General features: G+C 30.5%; 25 protein-coding genes and 1 pseudogene. 9 read left to right on the forward strand and 17 right to left on the reverse strand.

Annotated features, from left to right (window positions below; all coding sequences use genetic code 11):
• Window positions 1-488: 488 nt before the first annotated feature.
• The 3 genes from amaP (at window position 489) to CD127_RS08205 (ending at window position 1,881) form a co-directional block, all read left to right on the forward strand.
• Entirely contained in the window at window positions 489-1,025 is a 537-nt protein-coding gene (gene amaP, locus CD127_RS08195) for an alkaline shock response membrane anchor protein AmaP (protein ID WP_103366369.1), read from the forward strand.
• A 12-nt stretch (window positions 1,026-1,037) separates the two neighbouring features.
• The gene (locus CD127_RS08200) at window positions 1,038-1,274 is read left to right on the forward strand and encodes a DUF2273 domain-containing protein (RefSeq protein WP_103366370.1); all 237 of its coding nucleotides are present in this window, start codon (window positions 1,038-1,040) and stop codon (window positions 1,272-1,274) included.
• Between the two features lie 79 nt (window positions 1,275-1,353).
• A complete protein-coding gene (locus tag CD127_RS08205; RefSeq protein ID WP_103366371.1) occupies window positions 1,354-1,881 on the forward strand; it encodes an Asp23/Gls24 family envelope stress response protein in 528 nt (175 codons plus the stop codon).
• Window positions 1,882-2,089: 208 nt separating this feature from the next.
• On the opposite strand, the gene CD127_RS08210 is transcribed toward CD127_RS08205, so the two are convergent.
• The 10 genes from CD127_RS08210 to CD127_RS08255 form a co-directional block, all read right to left on the reverse strand.
• Window positions 2,090-2,311: a hypothetical protein gene (locus CD127_RS08210; protein WP_103366372.1), complete on the reverse strand. Its 222-nt coding sequence runs from the start codon at window positions 2,309-2,311 to the stop codon at window positions 2,090-2,092.
• Window positions 2,312-2,325: 14 nt separating this feature from the next.
• Window positions 2,326-2,829, reverse strand: coding sequence for a DUF1643 domain-containing protein (locus tag CD127_RS08215; RefSeq protein WP_103366373.1), 504 nt, complete (start codon window positions 2,827-2,829; stop codon window positions 2,326-2,328).
• Window positions 2,830-2,844: 15 nt separating this feature from the next.
• A complete protein-coding gene (locus CD127_RS08220; protein WP_103366374.1) occupies window positions 2,845-3,156 on the reverse strand; it encodes a DUF960 family protein in 312 nt (103 codons plus the stop codon).
• A gap of 86 nt (window positions 3,157-3,242) precedes the next feature.
• Window positions 3,243-3,593: an SAUGI family uracil-DNA glycosylase inhibitor gene (locus tag CD127_RS08225; RefSeq protein WP_103366375.1), complete on the reverse strand. Its 351-nt coding sequence runs from the start codon at window positions 3,591-3,593 to the stop codon at window positions 3,243-3,245.
• A gap of 564 nt (window positions 3,594-4,157) precedes the next feature.
• Window positions 4,158-4,892 carry a glucose 1-dehydrogenase gene (locus CD127_RS08230; RefSeq protein WP_061054987.1) on the reverse strand — a complete coding sequence of 245 codons (735 nt, stop codon included), beginning with the start codon at window positions 4,890-4,892 and terminating at the stop codon, window positions 4,158-4,160.
• Between the two features lie 87 nt (window positions 4,893-4,979).
• On the reverse strand, window positions 4,980-6,608 hold the full coding sequence (gene ccrB / locus CD127_RS08235; protein ID WP_061054988.1) for a cassette chromosome recombinase CcrB: 1,629 nt from the start codon (window positions 6,606-6,608) through the stop codon (window positions 4,980-4,982).
• A gap of 35 nt (window positions 6,609-6,643) precedes the next feature.
• Window positions 6,644-7,978, reverse strand: a complete 1,335-nt coding sequence (gene ccrA, locus CD127_RS08240; protein WP_103366376.1) for a cassette chromosome recombinase CcrA — start codon at window positions 7,976-7,978, stop codon at window positions 6,644-6,646.
• Between the two features lie 187 nt (window positions 7,979-8,165).
• On the reverse strand, window positions 8,166-9,935 hold the full coding sequence (gene cch1 / locus CD127_RS08245; protein ID WP_103366377.1) for a cassette chromosome replicative helicase: 1,770 nt from the start codon (window positions 9,933-9,935) through the stop codon (window positions 8,166-8,168).
• The gene (gene ssb, locus CD127_RS08250; RefSeq protein ID WP_070046203.1) at window positions 9,935-10,228 is read right to left on the reverse strand and encodes a cassette chromosome ssDNA-binding protein; all 294 of its coding nucleotides are present in this window, start codon (window positions 10,226-10,228) and stop codon (window positions 9,935-9,937) included. Before ssb ends, cch1 begins: the two co-directional genes overlap by 1 nt.
• 171 nt (window positions 10,229-10,399) lie before the next feature.
• Window positions 10,400-11,914: a hypothetical protein gene (locus CD127_RS08255; RefSeq protein ID WP_103366378.1), complete on the reverse strand. Its 1,515-nt coding sequence runs from the start codon at window positions 11,912-11,914 to the stop codon at window positions 10,400-10,402.
• 145 nt (window positions 11,915-12,059) lie between these two features.
• Between CD127_RS08255 and CD127_RS08260 the strand changes: the two genes are divergently transcribed.
• The 4 genes from CD127_RS08260 to CD127_RS08275 all read left to right on the forward strand — a co-directional run bounded on the left by CD127_RS08260 (window position 12,060) and on the right by CD127_RS08275 (window position 14,587).
• On the forward strand, window positions 12,060-12,764 hold the full coding sequence (locus CD127_RS08260) for an FRG domain-containing protein (protein ID WP_016170663.1): 705 nt from the start codon (window positions 12,060-12,062) through the stop codon (window positions 12,762-12,764).
• 23 nt (window positions 12,765-12,787) lie between these two features.
• A complete protein-coding gene (gene tirS / locus CD127_RS08265) occupies window positions 12,788-13,630 on the forward strand; it encodes an NAD(+) hydrolase TirS (protein WP_103366379.1) in 843 nt (280 codons plus the stop codon).
• A 319-nt stretch (window positions 13,631-13,949) separates the two neighbouring features.
• Entirely contained in the window at window positions 13,950-14,177 is a 228-nt protein-coding gene (locus tag CD127_RS12835; protein WP_235851319.1) for a DJ-1/PfpI family protein, read from the forward strand.
• A gap of 284 nt (window positions 14,178-14,461) precedes the next feature.
• Complete coding sequence (locus CD127_RS08275; RefSeq protein ID WP_103366380.1) at window positions 14,462-14,587, forward strand: LacI family DNA-binding transcriptional regulator; 126 nt, start codon at window positions 14,462-14,464, stop codon at window positions 14,585-14,587.
• Window positions 14,588-14,621: 34 nt separating this feature from the next.
• Here CD127_RS08275 and CD127_RS08280 read toward each other — a convergent pair.
• The 7 genes and pseudogenes from CD127_RS08280 to arsD all read right to left on the reverse strand — a co-directional run.
• Window positions 14,622-14,789, reverse strand: a pseudogene (locus CD127_RS08280) (IS5/IS1182 family transposase); the annotation flags it as partial.
• 57 nt (window positions 14,790-14,846) lie between these two features.
• Window positions 14,847-15,344, reverse strand: coding sequence for a GNAT family N-acetyltransferase (locus tag CD127_RS08285; RefSeq protein ID WP_103366381.1), 498 nt, complete (start codon window positions 15,342-15,344; stop codon window positions 14,847-14,849).
• A gap of 264 nt (window positions 15,345-15,608) precedes the next feature.
• On the reverse strand, window positions 15,609-16,004 hold the full coding sequence (gene arsC / locus CD127_RS08290) for an arsenate reductase (thioredoxin) (RefSeq protein WP_103366382.1): 396 nt from the start codon (window positions 16,002-16,004) through the stop codon (window positions 15,609-15,611).
• Window positions 16,005-16,020: 16 nt separating this feature from the next.
• Window positions 16,021-17,310, reverse strand: a complete 1,290-nt coding sequence (gene arsB, locus CD127_RS08295; protein ID WP_103366383.1) for an arsenite efflux transporter membrane subunit ArsB — start codon at window positions 17,308-17,310, stop codon at window positions 16,021-16,023.
• Window positions 17,311-17,312: 2 nt separating this feature from the next.
• Entirely contained in the window at window positions 17,313-17,627 is a 315-nt protein-coding gene (locus CD127_RS08300) for an ArsR/SmtB family transcription factor (RefSeq protein ID WP_039984126.1), read from the reverse strand.
• Between the two features lie 137 nt (window positions 17,628-17,764).
• Window positions 17,765-19,489 (reverse strand): arsenical pump-driving ATPase, encoded by a 1,725-nt coding sequence (gene arsA / locus CD127_RS08305; RefSeq protein WP_174694746.1) that lies wholly within the window; start codon window positions 19,487-19,489, stop codon window positions 17,765-17,767.
• Entirely contained in the window at window positions 19,476-19,823 is a 348-nt protein-coding gene (arsD, locus tag CD127_RS08310) for an arsenite efflux transporter metallochaperone ArsD (RefSeq protein ID WP_002449502.1), read from the reverse strand. The genes arsA and arsD overlap by 14 nt, the downstream gene beginning before the upstream one ends.
• A gap of 282 nt (window positions 19,824-20,105) precedes the next feature.
• Here arsD and CD127_RS08315 point away from each other — a divergent pair, with 282 nt between their 5' ends.
• A complete protein-coding gene (locus CD127_RS08315) occupies window positions 20,106-20,300 on the forward strand; it encodes a hypothetical protein (RefSeq protein WP_002441924.1) in 195 nt (64 codons plus the stop codon).
• A 45-nt stretch (window positions 20,301-20,345) separates the two neighbouring features.
• Window positions 20,346-20,666, forward strand: a complete 321-nt coding sequence (locus CD127_RS08320; RefSeq protein ID WP_002449352.1) for an ArsR/SmtB family transcription factor — start codon at window positions 20,346-20,348, stop codon at window positions 20,664-20,666.
• Window positions 20,667-20,756: the final 90 nt, after the last annotated feature.

A 20,756-nucleotide genomic window follows, 5' to 3' on the forward strand; every position in this document is an offset into this window, starting at 1 on the left:
AAATATTATTGCATAGGTTGATTCATTAATAAACTTTTAAATGATTAATTGAGGTATCATAATTTAAATATACGTTTTAATTAATTATTATTAATTAATTATTAGCTATTTATGTATTTTTGTAATTTGACGAATTATTTTTTCTCATTTCTCTTTTATTTCGAATGCTTTTAAATGATATAGATAGCATCAAATATTCTATAGTTTCAATAACATGTGTTTTATTCAAATGAACAAATATAGGCACATATTTTAAAATATCTTCGGATATTAAAGAGAAATATTTTAACAAAAAAATAATTTACATTACAAAATATAAATGGTTTCAAAAAAGAAAATAATTATAAAAAATAGGTTTTTATGGTATTAAATTTGGGAATGTTAAAATTTAGAAAGTGAATTTTAATATATTTAAAAATTAAATAAAAATCTTAAGATTCTTTTAATTTTATAATTTAATAACAATAACTAAGGAGGTGTGTTTAGAAATGCATAGATTTAAAAACTTTATCCTTGGCCTATTAATAGTTGCGATTGTTGGTTTTTTATTGTTTATGTACATAGATGATAATCGTATTAAACATTACCAAGACTATTTCTTACAATTCAATTGGTTCCAACCATTACTAATTGGTTTAGCTGCTTTACTCGTATTAATTGGTATTATATTGGTATTTAGCATCTTTAAACCAACATATAGAAAACCAGGTCTTTATAAAGACTATAATGATGGACATATTTATGTATCACGTAAAACAGTTGAAAAATCTGCATATGATGCATTAGTTAAATATGATGAAATCAGACAACCAAACGTGGTTACTAAATTTTATAATAAGAAAAACAATTCTTACATTGACATTAAAGCTGATTTCTTAGTGCCTAATGATGTGCAGCTGAAATCATTAACTGAAAGTATTAGATCTGACATTAAACATAACGTAGAGCATTTTACTGAAATGCCTGTTAGAAAATTAGAAATTAATGTTAGAGATCAAAAATCTGCCGGGCAACGCGTACTATAAGGGAGGGATAACGTGGTTGATAATAATCAAGATAGTCAAGATTCTACTCAACAAATTATCGACTTCCTAAAGTCGTATAAATGGCGGATTATCGATTTCTTTGTATTTTTAATTATTGCAATCTTATTCTTGACTTTAGGATTCTGGAAAACAATTTTAATTATTGTTTTATGTTTAATCGGAGTTGGTATTGGGTATATAAAAGACTGTAAACAAGATTTCATGAACTTATTAAATCGATGGAGTTAAACTTCATTATAATAAAAGGGTTCAGATGAATAAAAATTAATTATTAAAATAAAATCTTTATTTAAAAAGGAGAAATATAATGGCTGAAGATAATAATAAAGCTAAACAAGCATATAATAACCAAACTGGAGTAAATGAAAGAGAAAGAGAAGAACGTCAAGAACAAGCACAACAATACAGAGAAGAACGTCAAAATAACCAACAACATTTTGAAAATAAATTAACGTTCTCTGATGAAGTTATCGAAAAAATTGCTGGTATCGCTGCTCGTGAAGTAAGAGGTATCTTAGAGATGAAAGGCGGTTTCACTGATAGTATTTCTAACGCTTTCTCAAGCGGTAACAACGTAACACAAGGTGTTTCTGTTGAAGTTGGTGAAAAACAAGCGGCTGTAGACTTAAAAGTCATCTTAGAATACGGTGAATCAGCTCCAAAAATTTTCCGTAAAGTAACTGACTTAGTTAAAGAACAAGTTAAATACATTACTGGTATAGAGGTTGTCGAAGTTAACATGCAAGTTGATGATGTAATGACTAGAAAAGAATGGGCTCAAAAAAATAAAAATAACAATAACAACAATAACTCCGAAAAATCAAATTTACAATAATCCTATTAACAAAATAGTTTGGGATATAGATCCTAAGGAATTGTCAGTAAATGAGTTTAGTATAAATTCATTTATTGACTTCTTTATTTGTAATACTTCGTAGTGTTGAGAATTAAATATATAAAAGATGAAATTAGTAAAAAAATAAGTTGAGAGCATCCGTCACCGCAAAAGTGAAGGATGCTCTAGTTTTATTGAAATATACATTTCATTTTGTTAAATAGCGATTGATAATATCTTGAAAATCATTGTTAAGTACCGTTGTTATAGAATCATCATTCATAAAATCATCATAGATTTTATCAAGAATTTCTTCATCTTCAATTGCTGCGAAATGATGTACTAGTCCTTTTACTATTGAAACGTAATCATGCGATGCTAAACAACTAGCAACCGTTCGCCAGTCTGAGTGTGTGGTTTCATGGTTCATAGATAATCCTCCTTTTATTTCAAAGTCCATTTTTGACGTGCTTTAGGGTTAAGTGGATGCATAATTTCATTTGTTGCTGGGTTTATGAGTTTTTTAATTTTCTTTTTGTGAGGCTTTAACATTTCCATCACTTGCGCTACACGTTCGACTACAACAGGGCGCTTCGCATAGGCACCATAAGCAAGAATCACTGTTTCACTTTCACTTATCGCTTTCATCAAGTGAATGTCGGTGTGTTCATCGTATGGCTCGTTGATATGTTTGAGATTTTCTGGACTTTTAATATTAGAGAATAGATTTACAAGATATACAGCACCGTATCGTTCTGAATTCGCTAATTGATTGAGGATAAGAACAGTTGTGAGATCGAGTGATAATACACCATCTAAATGGGGGTACATCGTTATCACTGTACAAGCAGGTTTCTTTTCATCCCATGTTTTCTTGAGTAAATAACGGTGCTTTTTATCCTTGCTAAATATGGCTTCTGTGTATATCGTACTTTTTATTGTATTCATATATCGTCACTTCCTTTAGTATTCTTCTGGTAAAAGCATCACATAATAAAAAACGTCTACGCCATCTTCACGAATGACGTAGACTTTCTTAGGTAATGCATTTTGATTTTTTACATAGTTTGTATAGTGATATTCCAATTTGTATGCAGGTTGTTCTTGTTCATGTGTGATTGAGAGTATATTCTCATCTTCTTGCAGTTTAAAAATGTGTAGGTAATCTGTCTGAGGTTGATTGTCTCGTTCTTTTACCATATTCCAAAGTAAGATTTGAAGGTCTAGAGATAGGTGTTCACTAATCCCTCTGGTGATATATCGATTAATTTTCATATTATTTTACCTCGTCTTGAATTTCTTTCATGATGATAATCGCTTGGCTAATAATCGTAACAGATATTTGTGCCACTTTGATCCAATTATTCATGGTGATTCCCTCCTTGTTTTAGTAAATGACGTTCATCGATAAGCGTGTTTTTAGTGTCTGTGAGGTAGAGAAAATCCATATCAAAATGATTCAGATAACCAATACTGATGAGTTGGTTATTGGCGTACATAAGAAATGGATAGATACTTAGCTCATGTAGTTCATCGTTATAGTAGGTATAGGTTTCAAGTGTGAGATGTGCAAGTGGGGTATGGTCTACAAAGCGAGTAGGAAGTATATTTTCTGCTGCATCTTCTAACGCTTCACATCCCCATGTTTCATTGTTAGATAGTTGGAATAGACGAGTTATATATTGTTTGAGTTCTTGAGTGGTTGTTTTCATATCATTGCCTCCTAGATAGTGTGATAGTGATGTAATTCATATACATCATTGGGATAATATATATTTGATTTGTCATTTATTACGAATCCCGGTGGGAATAAGAGAAAATTCCATATAAAAACCCGCTACAAACGTTGGTGTGACAAGGAAATCCCGTTATCCCGCTCATTTCTCAGGAAATATAGCTATATATTTATATATCATTTGGGATTGTAGATGTCAGTACGACTTACTTTTTCTTTTTATATTATTTATTTATAAATAATAATGGGATTTCGGGATTACGCTTGCGTAATCCTTATCCTACATGTATTTATCAAATCCCATTGTTATCCCGTTGGTTTATCATGATGGGATGTTCTTTCGTCATTCAATATAAGCTATAAATTGAATCATCAATGATATATATATCGAAATTTTCTATTAGTTGAGTGTTATTGGATGACGAAAGGACAATAAGTATAAATTTAACTTGTTTAAGGAAAAAATAAAGGCGAAGTGCTCCTCAGCACTTCGCCTAAAATTTATTCAAGAGAACTATTTATATTTTAATTGATTTATCATTTATAGTGCAGTAATACCACCATCTATAACAAATTCTGATCCTGTAGAATAAGAAGCATCGTCAGACCCTAAGAAACATACAAGTTTAGATACTTCTTCGGGTTGTGCAACTCTTCGCATTGGAATTGTTTTTTCGAATTCTTTAACGGCTTCTTTAACATCGTCTTGTTCTAACATTGGTGTTTTTATAACACCTGGGTGTACTGAATTAACTCGAATATTGTATGGAGACAATTCTTTAGCCGCAGCTTTTGTCATACCTCTGACCGCAAATTTTGTATCTGTATAGCCAATTGCACCACCAACAAGACCATTCATTGAAGAAATATTGATGATTGACCCTTGTTTTTGACTTTTCATAATTTTTGATACAGTTTTGATGCCTAAAAATACAGATACTTGATTAATATTTACAATCTTCATATAATCTTCTAATGATATTTGGTCAATTGTTTTATTGTATGTGATTCCTGCATTATTAACCAATACATCAATTCGATTCCATTTGTTCATAACTTCTTGAATGACATGATTCCAATCCGTTTCTTTAGATACATCATGTTTGATAAATAAAACATCGTCTCCAAGAGAATTAGCTGTTTTTTGACCTAATTCATCATTAATATCAGTTATCACGACTTTTGCGCCTTCAGCTATCGCTTTTTTGGCATGAAGTTTTCCCATACCTTGTGCACCACCTGTAATAACGACGACTTTATCTTGTAATTTTCCCATTTTAAAACATCCTTCCTCTAAATTAATATTGTTCATAATTTTATTGTATACCTAACTCAATCAAGAAGCTAAAAAAGTCACTTATACTTATATATGAATATAGAGTGTTTGAGATAAAAATAAAGACGAAGTGCTGAGGCGCACTTCGTCGATAGGGGTATTATGGAAGAGTTGTTTAGTGATTTCATGATTGAGTTTTAATGTGACATAGAATTGCTTTTTACGATGTTCGTCTTTACGAATATCTATTCGGTCAATGACTGTGAGATATAACGCTTTGAGTTGTGATTTATCCATGGATTCTACGTTTTGAAATATGCGACGTAAAACAGCGGATAGTTGTTTCGTATTATATGACGTTTTCTCTTGATTTTGTTGTTGCTTCAGTTGATTAATTTGATTCGTAATGTCATTCAGTTGTGTTTCATATTTATGGATTGTTTCTTTGAGTATTGTTGTTAAGTCTGGATTATCTTCGATTGTTTTAATCAAGTTGTCTAGTTTCGCATGGATTTCATCGTATTGTTGTTGTTTATAAGCGATATCATGGTTCAATGCACCAATATCGACTTTATTCTCTTGATTGACACGTTCTAAGACTTGGTTAATGACTTTATCACTTTTGACAATTTCGAGTATTTGATCCATGACGTATTTCTCAATCACATCAGCTCTAACACTATTCGCAGAACATACTTTTGACCCCTTGTTGCGAAAGTTACTACAAGAATAATAGCGTATTCGCTTCTTGGTACCATCTTTCAATGTGTTCGTTGTGTTACTAGCTGCCATTGGTGCACCACATTGTGGGCAGTGAATAATACCTGTTAATAGGTTGGTTCCTTTTCCATGAACTTGGGGTTTTTGACTAACTTGCTTCATACGTGAATGTACTTTATCCCATAGTTCTTGACTAATGATAGGTGAATGCTTCCCGTCAGCTATTATAGGATTGTCATTAAGACCTTTACGTCGTTTCTCATTCCAGTCTTTATACTTCGCAAATTGAATTTTACCGATGTAGAAGGGGTTGGTAAGGATATAAGCTATAGCTGATGTACTAAATGGATTACCTTTCTTTGTTACATAACCTTTATGATTAAGTGCGTTAGCCATTTTTCGATAACCATGACCTTTAGCATATGACTCAAAGATATATTTGACGATATTCGCTTCATGTTGATTTATCATGAGTTCATGCTTGCTATCCGGTATTTTGTCATAGCCCAGCGGCAAATTGCCTTGATAATAGCCTTCTTGAGCACGTCGGGTTTGTCCCATGAATACGTTCTCGACAATATTGTTTCTTTCAAATTCAGAAAAGCTTGCAAGTATTTGTAACATGAGTTTACCCGAAGAAGTGTTGACTTCCATACGTTCAGATAAGCTGAAGAATTCGACATTTTGACGATGAAGGTCTTCAACTATTTTCAGTAAGTCTGATGTATTACGTGCGAGTCTATTCGTTTTATATACCATGACACAATCGATATGACCTTCGTTCGCATCTTTTAACAAACGTTGTAGTTCTGGTCGGTTCATAGACTTTCCTGATATACCACGATCGTCGTATATATCTTTGACCTCGAAATGATGAAAGTTACAATATTCTTTGATTTGATTGATTTGTCCGTCGATACTATATCCTTCAGTACTTTGCATTTCTGTTGATACACGAACATAGATACCGACACGTTTTTGTTTGAGTTTTTGCATGATTTTTTCATCCTTTCTGATTAAGCAATCGATGATTATACCGCTTGATTAACAATGTTTAGTGGCTCATCTTTTAAATAGATTCCGCTTAATTCTTTATTTTTAGTAATATGAATTTCATCAATATAGGGATACAGCATGTTTAACGTGAAACTTTTCTGTATAGTCTTTTGTAGTGATGCTTTTATCCGAATATCACTTATTGCTTGTATAGGTTTATTCTGTAGATTAATTGATTGGGACTGTTCTCTGAATGTTTCTACATCAATTTTTCCTTGTGCTAAATTTTCAATAAGCTTTTTCTGAGTTAATGTGTTACTAGTATCATGCATCCTTTGTTTTTTGAGCTGTTTCTCAATAGCATGTTTGATTTTCGAATAGAGCTGTTGGTCTCGAAAGAATTTTTTGCAAGATTCTAAGACCTGTTTTTCTAGGTTTTCAGCGTTTATGCCTTTAAAGTCACATATAAAACGTGATGCATTCATGTTTTTAGGGCAGACATAATAACGTAATGAATGATTGGTTTTTCTAATGGCCATATTGGTAAGGGTTGAACTACAATAAGGACATTTGATCTTTTGTTTGAGTAAATTAGCAGAAGGCGTGCGCTTTACTTGTTTATTTACTCGTATTGCTTGAGCTTGTTCGTATATACTGGTCGAAACAATAGATGGGAACATGTTGTCATATTGTCCATATTGATTGATAACGCGACCACAATAATTAGGATTCGTGATAATAGCGCGTACTTGGTAGGGTTTACGATTAATACATTTATCATCTGTTTCTAGGTATTGCGCGATTTTCTTATAACCATAGCCTTGAAGATAATAATTGAATACAGCTTTGACGGTAGGTGATTCATCATTATTAATGATGAAAGTACCATTTTGATAGTGATAACCGAAAGGCGCATGGGTTGTTATGAGTTTACCTTGTTTTGCCTTTTCTTTAAGACCATTCTTGACTTGTTCACCAATATTATCGGACTCTAATTCTGCGAGACTTATGAATATATTAAGTTTTAGGCGATCAAACGCTTTATCCATATCAAAATAGCCATCATGAATACTTAGAATATGAACATGATACTTTTGACACAGTTTCATAAGTTTTAATGCATTTTTCAAATTACGATGTAGTCGATTCAAGCGATAACAACATAATACTTCACATTGTCTTTGTTGAATGCGTTCGATGACTTGTTGATAACCTGTTCGATTATCCGTTCTGCCTGATTGCTTATCGCTATAAAAGATGATGTGTTGGATATTGTATTTTTTAGCGAGCGTTTCGATAGTTTGTTTCTGTGCGGTGAGTGATTGTTGCTTGGTTGTACTTTGGCGTAAATAACCAATAGCTTGTTTCATCGAGTTTCCTCCTTCCAAATTGATAATATATATTTATGAACGAATTTATAGATGAGCCCAACACCTGCTGGTGTTGGGCGTTATTATTAGTCATCAGCATGATTAATTTCTTCAACAACTAAATCAGCTAGTAATTCAATCAATTCATCCATTTTATCTACTCCTGTACGATTTCATCTTTAAGTTATTAAAAATCAATTAAATCATCGTTCTGTTTTTTCCATGATTCAAGTATCTTTTTGTTATCCAAGTTAATTTCAGCTTTAATAGGTTCAGCATCTTTAGTTAGACCAAAAATAGACGCATACTCTGAATCTAACTTTAAATGATAAAAGACAAGTGACTGTTTCTTGCCATAGTCATCTTTGACTGCTCTTTTCGTAGTTATTCGATCACGGTCAGATTCGATATATCCTTTATCCCTTAGTGCATTCACGACATTGTTGACATCTTGAAAATGATTCTCTATCAACATATTTTTAAATACAGATGCAATGATTTTGACTTCGATATAATTATCTTTTAAGGCAATTAGTCCATGGTTCTCCATCATATTCTTTAACGCTTTGTCATCAGAAAATTTACCACGGTTTTGTGCTACAAATTGCGTAATGACTTCGATCGCTTTATCTGCCAGTGATCGTTCAGAGACTGTATGAGCATGATAATCAATAAAGTAGTCTCTTATTTTAGCAACATCAATATCTGTAGCTAAAACACGACTTAGAATCTTGGCAGAAGTAGTGATAGTCGCATATCGCTTAAACATACGAATACCAGTATTATTTGTTTCATTTTTCAATGTTTCATTAAACCAATGATGCTCCTCTTGAAACCATTGAATTACTTCATCTTCACGGTTTATAAGATATTTAGCTACTAACGGTAAAACATGACCATAGTTTAGTGCTACAGATTTTTTAATATTATCAGAATTTGTTGCATCTTTAGTAAACTCTTCATTAATTTCAATAGTTCTCACTCGTAAACCATCATTTTGAGCAGAATCAGTAAAGATACTGTATTCAGAGGTTGAAATCACAGAAGTGCCCCAATTCTTAGGCGTTTTAACTTCTCCGTGTACATTGGAACGTTGACGCCCTTGACCTTCAGCGATAGAGTACAATAACCCCGTTGTATCTTTAAAAGTTGCTGATGAGAGTTCATCAAATACAATAGGTATACCAAAATTGTTACTCAAGTAACCTTCAAGTGCATTACGTGTGGCATTCCAACTTCGAAAAAGTGTTTGATTACCTTTGGTTGGATTTCCAGCGACGGATACCGCTAAAGCTGCCGCTGTTGATTTACCGGTTGATGACTGGCCTGTAAAACTAAAGATAATTCCTGCAAATTCGATTTCACGTTTGTGCTTCAGAAAGCTTGTCACTAAGGCAGAAATCCCAAATACGACCGCTAACTCTAGAAGAAGATGGCCTTTGACTTCGTTAATATACGTATTTAACCAATCTTTAAATGTACCTTTAGGCTCTAATAGATAAGTACTATCGACAATAGGATCTAAAGATGCTAACTGATCATACTGTTTAGATGTATAAATGGTATCTATCATTACAATGTAACCATGGGGTGTTTCTATGATGCCCGAGCCATCATATAAATCAGAAGTGGGCATTTCATCGCGCATTAATTGTAGTGCATAGCTCAAATCTTTTATATAATTTTCATTGATACTGTGACCATATTTAATCAACGAAGGTAACTTTCGAGTTGTTAAAATATCAGAGTCAAATGTATGTTCTTTATCCTTACCGTTAGAAATAATTATTTTTTCTGTATTTTCTAAGGCATGCCAAAATTTAGCTTCAACAGCCATACAACTAGACATAGTCACTACTTTTTTCTCATCTCCATCTTTTTTAGGTGGGATAGTTTTATGCCAACCCATTGTATCTAAATGGTATAGGCCTAGTCTAAAAATGTCATGATGACTCATTAGCGAACACCTCCTTTCGAAGGGTTGCTATTATGGTGTGGATTAGGACCTGTTTTAAGATAAGCTAAGTGTCCATGAGTATCCTTACCGATAACGATAAATGGGACATTTGGCGTATGTTTAACAAAATATGCAAACCAACGACCAACCTCTTGTTGAACTGTTGTTGGACAAATAACATTAGACGCAAGATTCAAATCATTAAATGTAAATACAGCACCTGTTTTCAAATTGAAAGCTATTCCCAAAACTTTGCGTTTTAACAATAAAAAGTGGAAACTCTTTTTACTCATCTAGATCATCCTTTGTACATTAGTCACCATTTAAATGATGCATTTGTATCTTATATCTCTACTGAGATATAAAGTTCTAAATTTGAGAGGAAAATATTAGGACATTGGTATTACACCTTTTGATAAGTAAAAAAACCCAACGATAAAAATCGTTGGGTTTAAAAAAGTAAGCTAATAATATAATTTAGATCCACTATTCAATTTTTTTAAGCGTAATTTATAAAAATCATTAATTACCTGAATCGTTAATTTATCGAGAAGACCATTGTAATCGTTATTAAAAGTCTCCCTACTATATATTTCACTAATATTATAATCTTTAAGGTTTGAAATTAATGAATCTTCTATTTTCATTGTTAATTCTGGGTGCTGTTCAATTGTATTGCGAACTAATATTTTTAATTGAGTATTTCTTACATAACCATTAATAAGATTTTCGAAACGAATTAATTTTTCTTCGTGTTTATCTATTATTGTATTCAATTCATTTTTTAAACTATTCAAACTGTGTAAGGCAATTAATATATCGTATTGAGATGCTTCTTCGATAATACGACTTGAAACATTGACTACTTTATCAATTAAATCAGTTATAGCAGTGAATAATGTAAAATGAAATGTATCTTCAATTGTTGTTAAATAAAATAACTCATTATTACTAATTAACTTATTTTTCTTCATAAATTTATCTATATTATTTTTAGATTTAATAATATCGTCTATTGTTAAATTAACTTTACGTGAACTTTTTTTCATAATACTACGGATAAATTTGAAGTAAGTATCATTATGATCGTATAGATTAAGAGAAACACCAATTACAGCCTGTCTAAATTGATCTATTTCATCAGATTGATTTAAGCTATTATTATTGTGAGATGAAGGTTTGATACTATTAGCTATTTCAAAGTATTGAGAGTTACTCTTTCTTTCTCTAATTAAACCTTCGATTACTAACTTTTTAAAATACTGAGATTTATTTATACTTGAGATATCTTTTTTTACATATGAATCTTGCTTTTCTTTATAAATGAGGTATCTTGTTAAAAAGTCGCTTATTATAATATCATCAATATTTTCTAACGATAAATCTCGATGTTGTTTTAATATCGTATGCTTTAAATCCTTAAAGTTTTCTAAAGAAGAGACTTGATCTTCATTTCTAATATAGTTTACTCGTTGTTTAATTTGCTCTAACTCAATATTTTTTCGAATTTCTTTCATAGCTTTGTTAGCTATTTTTTTAGCGAATTCTGTTGTATGGTTGATTGTTTCTAAGTAATCATTAAAATATGTTTCTAGCTCATTTAAATCTAATATATTCAAAATGGCTGTACCTTGATCAATAAACTCATTTAATAAGTCTTTAATATCAATTTTACTTTGACTATCAATAAAATAATGCATTTTATTTTTTATAAAATGTTTAGGGATTTCATCTATAAAAAAACCAGTTTTGTCACATTCCACAGTATGTTGCTCCACAGTTTGTTCATCCTGATTTATAAAATAGCTTACATATATAGTTTCGCTAGGTTGGGCTTTTCCACATATAAAATTTGGTCGGTATTCTTTAGGTAAATAATCATCTAAGTATTCTTCTAATATAAAGTCTGAATCAATTTTGTGTATAAAATAACTAAAGCTTTGAAACCACAGTTCAATTTTCCATTTATTTTTAAGCATAGTATTACTCACTTTCAATAATTCAATGTATAAACATAATGCTAGTTTTATTTTTAAGATATTTCAATAATGTTTACTAATTTTTCCCTATAAGATAAGATATACAATATAAACAGGGAACAAACGTTCCTATTGGAGGGGTCCTATGAAAAGGTCAGTCGAGTCTTTCAGTGAGTTACATCAAGTTTTAAAGAATTATAGAGATAATAGCTTATGGTTATTTAGAGGTCATAGTAATTTGAATTGGAGTTTAGTTCCGAAAGCTGGTCGAGCACCTTATGATAAATATGATGATGAAGAAACATTTTATGCCTGGAAACGTCAAGCAATGATATTTTTAAAAGAAACTTATAGTGATTGGGATATGCTAACTATAGCGCAACATCACGGATTAGCTACTAGACTATTGGATTGGAGTTTTAATCCTTTAGTTGCTGCCTTTTTTGCAGTGCAAACATATGAGGATTGTGACGCTGTTATTTATGCCTATTTAAAAAAATCGGATATGAATATGAAAGGGGCTACGCCTTTTAAGAGTAAAGGAATAAAAAAAGTAAAGCCTAACGGTCTAGCTTCGAGAGTGGTTAGACAAAGTGGGATTTTTACTATTCATGAGCCTCCTACAAATTCTATTGAAGCTAATCTTTCAGAGAAAGAAGAACTACACAAAATCATCATAAAGAAACATTATCGTAAAAAATTAAGAGAAGAGTTATCTTATTATGGTATTAACGAATTATCATTATTTCCTGATTTAGATGGTTTATCTAGCCATGTTAATTGGATAATGGAGATAAATCCATACGCTTCAAATAATATAACGCAAGAATTAAATTCAATTAATGAATAAGATTATAAAAAGCGAGGTATTATATGTCAGTATTAGAAACTAAATTAAAAAGTCAAATGTCAAAATCTGCAAAAATAGTTAGAAATATGAATAAGTTATCAGATGAAATTGATAGATTAAGAAAAAGGATAGAAAGAATAAATAAAAAAAGAAAACCTACTTCCAGTAATATTAGAGATTTGGAAAAATCTAATAACCAATTAGTTACAAAGCAGCAAAAACTTACAGATTTACAAGTTGAGTATACTAAGATTGAGAAAAAAATTAATGAAACAAAAATTAATTTTCAAAAAGAGCAGTCTAGGAATCAAAAGAAATTATCCAGTATGTTAGATAAAAATACAAAAGGAAATGAAGAGATTATGGGAAAATTATTAACTAATTCAGATCAAATAAATGAGATATCAAATCAGATAAAAAAAGCAATGAATCAAAAAGAGATAATTGAATATGATGTCTTTCTATCCCATTCTAGTTTAGATAAAGAAGATTATGTATCTAAGATAAGTGAAAAACTAATAGAAAAAGGACTAAAAGTCTTTGAAGATGTTAAAGTTTTTGAAATCGGGAAAAGTCAAACAGAAACTATGAATATGGGTATACTAAACTCTCGATTTGTTGTAGTATTTTTATCCCCCAATTTTATTGAAAGTGGTTGGAGCAGGTACGAATTTTTATCCTTTCTAAACAGAGAAATAAATGAAGAGCATGTTATTATATTACCTATTTGGCATAAAGTGAGTGTTGAAGATGTACGTGCATACAACCCATATTTAGTAGATAAGTATGCATTAAATACAAGTGATTTTAGTATAGAAGAAATAGTAGGAAAAATTTATCAAGTAATCGTTAATTCTAAGAATTAGTAATAGTATTGGTTATCTACTTTAAAAGCAAAGAGGGATTTAAATGAAAAAAGCAGTGTTTTTATTACTAAATGAGTATACAGAATGGTAAGCAAGCTACTATTTCTCTATTTTAAATCAAAGCAGTGAATGGAAAATAGAAACAACTTCAATTTATGAATATTTTACCTCGACTGGTGGATTTACAATTAAAATAGATAATTTAATTAATGATATATGCGATTATGATGCTTTAATTATGATTGGTGGTAACAGTTGAGATGAAGAAGATGAAACACTAAAACGTTTCGTAGAAAATGCTTTTGTTAGCAATAAGTTTATTGCTGCTATATGTGGGGCAGTAGATTATTTAGGGAAACACGAGTTTTTAAATACTTATCAACATGCGGGTAATTCTCTAAAAACTTTAGAACAGTTTTCAGAGTATAATTCTAAATTTTATTTCGTTTCAAGACAAGCTATAAAAGACCAAAATTTAGTTACTGCTAATAGAACGGTAGCATTAGAGTTTGCCGAACTCATTTTGAAAAGATTTGAATTTGTATAGTAAAGAAAACATTGAAAAGCAAATCTATATGTATCAAAAAGGCTTCTATGAGTATTGTAATAAGTATGGTAATCCTTATCAATAAATTCAAAAATCGTATCACTATCTGATACGTAGAAATGTAATATAAGTGACGTAGATTTTGATACATGCATAAGAAACTTATCTCTTATCAAAAATTATGCATACTTCTTAAGAATATTTTGTATTATTTAGGTTAAAATTACCATAGAAATAAGGATGTAATTGTTTTAAATAATAAATGTAATTAAAGGGGGGGGATAATGACAAATGTTAAAGACGTGGCAAAGTTAGCTCAAGTTTCCACTACTACTGTATCTAGGGTTATAAGTAATAAAGATAAAGTAAAAAAAGAAATAAGAGAGAAATTATCAAAAATAACATTATGAAAGCGAGATCAGAACATAAGGTTTCTGGATGAATAAAAAAGACAATTTCTATTGAAATAATATAGAAATTGTCTTTTTTATGATTTTTTTGATTATTTTCAGCTCGTTGAGCTGCTACTTTTCTTATATTGAGTGTCATTAATACAAATCCCAATTCTCTTTTATTTTTATTTATTCCTCTAATGGATATTCGAGTGAAACCCGTTCTAATAATTTAAGTTTGAACCCACCTAAGTGAATATATGAGTTATTTTTTATGCTACAAAATATATTCAGATTTCAATAATGACATAAAATAGGCATCTTTATATTTACCTTTAGTGTAGAATTGCTCTTTGAGTAATCCTTCAGTTTTAAATCCTTGTGACTCGTATATATGAATTGCTTTTTTGTTATCTGCATCAACATATAGATAAATCTTGTGCATGTTTAAAATATCGAATGCATAAATTATCGCTTTTTCGAATGCGAATTTTGCATAACCTTTACCACTGAACTCAGGTTTAATAATTATTTGTATTTCACAATTACGATGGATGTAATTAATTTCTACTAATTCAACAATACCTACGACTTGATTTTCATCTTCAACAATAAAACGTCTTTCCGATTCATCTAATAAATGTTTATCAAATAAATACTGAAGTTCCGTTAAGGATTCATAAGGTTCTTCAAACCAATAAGGCATAATAGAATATTCATTATTTAATTCATGAACAAAAAGTAAATCGCTATACTCTAATGCTCTTAGTTTCATAATTCCACTCCCAAGATTTTCTTATATATGTGCATTATAAATATAAATAACAAATAAGTCATCATTCACTGTGAACACTTTATTTTAATAAGTCATCACATGCTAATTCTCATTTTCTTGTTATTCTCGATTTATTACTCTTACTATGAAACTTATAAAATTCTCATATTTGTTTGTATTTAAGAATAAATACGTCAATAGTAACAATAAAAAATAAATAATAGAGCATCCCTCACCGCTAAATGATATTGAGACGCTTAAAATTTATCTAGCCTTAAATGAGTCAATGGCTGCTTTGATTTCATCTCTAACACGTTGGAATTCTGACCAAGGTTTGCCAGCAGGATCGTCAAATCCCCAATGTTCTTTCTTTACATTAGGCGGCAATACAGGACAATTTTGATCAGCATCGCTACATAGAGTTACTACTAAATCGGATTGATGTAATATTGTTTCATCAATTAAATTAGAAGTATGGTTTGAGATATCAATTCCGACTTCTTTCATCGCTTCGATTGCTTTCGGATTGACACCGTGTGCCTCAATACCGCCAGAATATACTTGCCATTCATCACCTAAGATGTTCTTGCCCCAACCTTCAGCCATTTGGCTACGGCATGAATTACCTGTACATATAAAGTAAATTATTTTCTTTGTCATCATTGACACCTCTTTTTTAAAATATAATAAGTGTAACGTATAAACCTACTAATGTGATAAACAGAACAGGAATCGTAATAACAATACCTGTTTTAAAATATGTGCCCCATGAAATTTTTACTCCCTTTTGTGTTAAAACGTGTAACCATAGTAGTGTTGCTAAGGAGCCGATAGGTGTGATTTTAGGTCCTAAATCTGCACCAATGATATTAGCATAAATCATGCCTTCTTTGATTAAACCGGTAGTTGCAGATTGTCCAATAGCAATTGCATCAATTAATACGGTAGGCATATTATTCATAATGGCTGAAAGAAATGCAGATATGAAGCCCATACCTATCACACTACTAAACAATCCATAGTTTGATATGCTTGATAGCATATTAGCTAATAGTGCAGTAATACCCACATTTTTCAGACCAAATACAACTAAATACATTCCTATAGAAAAGAGCACAATATTCCAAGGTGCGCCTTTGATCACTTGTTTCGTGTTTACTACTCTCGATTGATAGGCCAATACAGTAAATATAAATGCAATCAAACAAGCAATTAACGATACTGGAATTTGAATAAATTCACTAACTATATAACCAATGAGTAAGATTGATAAAACAATCCATGAAAACTTAAATAATTTTGGATCTTTAATGGCTTGATCAGGCGTTTTAAGATTTTTAATTTCAAAATGGTTAGGAATAACTTTTCTGAAATATAGCCATAATACAACAATACTTGCAAGTAAAGAGAATAGATTTGGAATAATCATGCGGCTTACATATTCAATAAATCCAATATGGAAGTAGTCAGCAGAAACGATATTAACCAAATTACTTACAATTAATGGAAGAGACGTAGTATCTGCAATGAATCCACTTGCAATGATAAAAGGAAAAATGACTTTTTGATTAAACCCAAGATTTCTTACCATAGCGAGCACGATTGGAGTGAGAATTAATGCAGCTCCATCATTCGCAAAGAAAGCTGCTACAATAGCGCCTAACAACATAATGTAAACAAACATTTTAAACCCATGACCATTTGAGGCTCTGACCATATGTATAGCTGCCCATTCGAAAAATCCAATTTCATCTAAAATTAATGAAATGAGTATAACAGCGACAAAGGTTAACGTCGCATTCCAAACAATCCCTGTAACTTCAATAACATCCGAGAGACTAACAACGCCTGTAATAATGGCGATGATAGCACCAATCAATGCTGTAATACCAATATCTAACCCCTTAGGTTGCCATATGACAAAAATTAACGTTAATAGAAAAATAGTGATTGCTAATATCGTCATTGTTAACACTCACCTTTCTCTACTGTTTCACATATACATGGGACAGTACAGGAACTCAATAGAGTGAGTCGTGATGTAACGTTATCCAATACGTCATGATTCAATTTGTATAAAATTTTATTACCATCTTTTCTGGATGTAATTAAATTATTGTCTTTTAATACTTTCATATGATGACTTAATGTGGGTTGAGAAAAAGAAAAATGCTCTAATAAATCACAAGCGCATAATTCACCACAAGATAACAAATCTAATATTTCAAGACGGCTACTATCAGCCATCACTTTCAAGTATTGCGATATTTCACTATAATTCAATTTTTTCTCCCTTTCTACTTGAAATCTTTTATTTCGTTAATAATTTTTATTGTCACTTGATAAATTATATACTTGCTTAACTCCTAAATTATTAACTGGTTTAAAGTAGACTCTAGGTCTTATTATAATCAATAACATTAATATTCTGATATTCGATAAGGTATGACAAAGTAATTATCAAAACTTTCATTTTTAATTTTGTTTATCCAAAATGATTCATCTTCTTTTTTGTTACTAAAAAGGTCATCACGTTGATTTAGCGTAACTAACGATTGATTAACGACCCACCAATTATGGCCTATATTAGCTCTATTTAAATCTTCTACTAAACGTTTAGATTCTAAATAAGGTGTTTTTTCTGCTAGTGTTACGATTATCATCTGTGTTAAATTTTTATTTTGAATCTTAGGTAATAATGTTTCAACATTACTGGTAGTTTGAGTTGATTTTTTCTTTAATTCTCTATGATGATTTTCACTAGAATCAAGTAACAGCAAGGTATGGCCTGTAGGAGCTGTATCTACAATGACGTAATCTATGTCGTCTTGATTCTCCATAATGTCACTAAAGGCTTTGAAAAATGCTATTTCTTCTGTACAAGGTGATTTTAAATCTTCCATAATATAATCGATATCGTCTTGTGGTGTATCATCATTCACTGTGGCTAGTACTTCTTTTTTATACTTTTCTAATGCTTGTTCTTCATCAATATAAGCAGTATTTAAATTACTTGTAGTTTCAACATTAATTTCTTTAGTAGGGTCAGTAGTTGCTAAAAGAACACGATATCCTTTATTAGATAACGTTGTAGCTAATTGCGTTGCTACTGTCGTTTTACCAACGCCACCTTTTCCCATTGTAAATAAATATTGAACTTTACTATTTTCAATTTCATCGATTAATTTATTGAATTGCGGATGATCTTCAACAATAAAGTCATCATTTTCAATTAAGTTATCATCATTTAATAGATTAGTTAAACTTTCTATACCTTCTTCTTTCTGCTTTTTATATGGAACATAATAAGCATGATTGTTATTTAACCATTCAGTAAAATGATTAATGTTTTTATCTTGTTCTGATTTCATCTGACTCGAAATTAAACCGTGACTTTCTTCTATATAGTTGTTAATGATTACTTTGAATTTAGAAATTGACAGTTGTTGTAATTCTTGTTGCGCTCTTTGAATTTCATATATAGAAGAATGAGTAGGTCTCGCAACTAACATCATGGTCGTATCATCTTGGTTACGTAGTTTTTCAAGTGCTGAATTATATTTAACTCTATTTTCATTTAAACCTGATAATTGACCTAAGCAAGAAGCGTCATTACTCGTTGTATTTAAATAATCTGTCCATGCGGAAGGTAATTCAAGCATTCTCAAGGTGTGACCTGTTGGAGCTGTATCAAATATAATGAAATCAAATTCTTGTTCTAAAGTTTTATCGGATAAAAAATTTGTAAATTCATTAAATGCTGCTACTTCAACTGTACATGAACCACTTAACTGTTCTTTCATTTCAGAAAGCACATCTTCTGGTAGAATACCCTCATAAGGTTCTATAGATTGTGCTTTATAATCGTCTGCAGCAGCAATCGGGTCAAAATTGGCTATAGAGAGATTAGGTATAGGTTGATATTTAGTTAATTTATTAGATAATTCCATTTGAAATACATCTTGTAAATTACTAGCTGGATCAGTACTTACTAAAGCTACTTTCTTTCCATTCTCTGCTAAGTTTAAAGCAATAAAACTTGATATCGTTGTTTTGCCTACGCCACCTTTACCAGTAAAAAACAAATATTTTGTTAACTCAATGTTATCTAAATTCAATTTATTTAAGTATTTAACAGCATCCATCTCCACCACAGCATCCTCCATTTCTCATTTGATTAACTGTAATGATTTCATCGGCTTCTTCTTGGGTAATATAAGCGCCCGTTTTAGCTATACCGCCTTCTATAAAAGTGATGGGTAAAACTTCATCACCTTTTTCTTGAATTAAACGAATAACTTCTTGATTTTTAATGAATTCATTCGGATTATTATTCATATTATAACGTTGAACTTCTATTTGATTTTGCTTTAAATATTCATTGATTTGGTTCGCTTTTATTAGTGTTTCATCCGGTTCTGGACCACATACCCCAGTAGAACAGCACATAGCTTCTTCGTATATTTCAATATTTAACATTATACTCACCTCATTAATTAATTTACGATTATAGACTAACATCTATATAGATGTTAGTCTATGTTTTTATTTGAGTTTTAAAAATTTTACTAAATTTAATTCTTAATAATACAATTTATGAAGAAATTATTTTAGTATTTCTGTGAGCAATACCTAAGTTTATGTAAAATTATAGGTTTTCTTCTTGCGATAATATAGATATTGATTTATATTTAATATATCAAAAAAAATTGATGTATTAAATGATATAAAACTACGTTGACAATAAGGAGGCGTGCTTGATTGCGAGTAAACCATGCAAGTACTTTAACTGTGGGTTATTTTGTAAGTTATTTAAATCTTGTTATGCTATCAAGAGAAATCAATTTAAAAGAAGCTACAATATATATGGAAAAGGAGTTCTTTAAAGGAAATATTAATCAGTATGGCGAATCAACAAAAAATAACTATAAACAAGCAATTCAAGAATTGAAATAAAGATAATATAAACTCAATGAAATATTATAAAAAGGATGGTCTTTTATGGAAGTTATTAAAGCAAAGACTGATATGAGTGAAGATCAACAGTTTGACTTTTATGAAAATATGTTTAATGCACTTGCCGATAAAATCAGATTAAAAATACTAAATCAAATTAGCCAAAGCTTCAATAAATCATTATGTGTATGTGATTTAGAAGAGTTATTAGATATAAAACAATCTAAACTTTCTTATCATTTAAAAAAATTAGTAGATGCAAATGTTCTTATTGCTGAAAAGCATGGGACATGGAATTATTATAAAATTAATGAGCAGCAAATACAGGTTGTTTTAAATGAAGATACTTGTTGTAAGATACTTTAAGTATCTTTTTTAATATAGTATTAATCAATTTTTTTTGATTAATACATCAAGAGATATTGATTAATTAAATTTGGAGGCATTATACTAATG

The sequence above is a fragment of the Staphylococcus petrasii genome (assembly GCF_002902565.1).
Lineage (GTDB): Bacteria > Bacillota > Bacilli > Staphylococcales > Staphylococcaceae > Staphylococcus > Staphylococcus petrasii.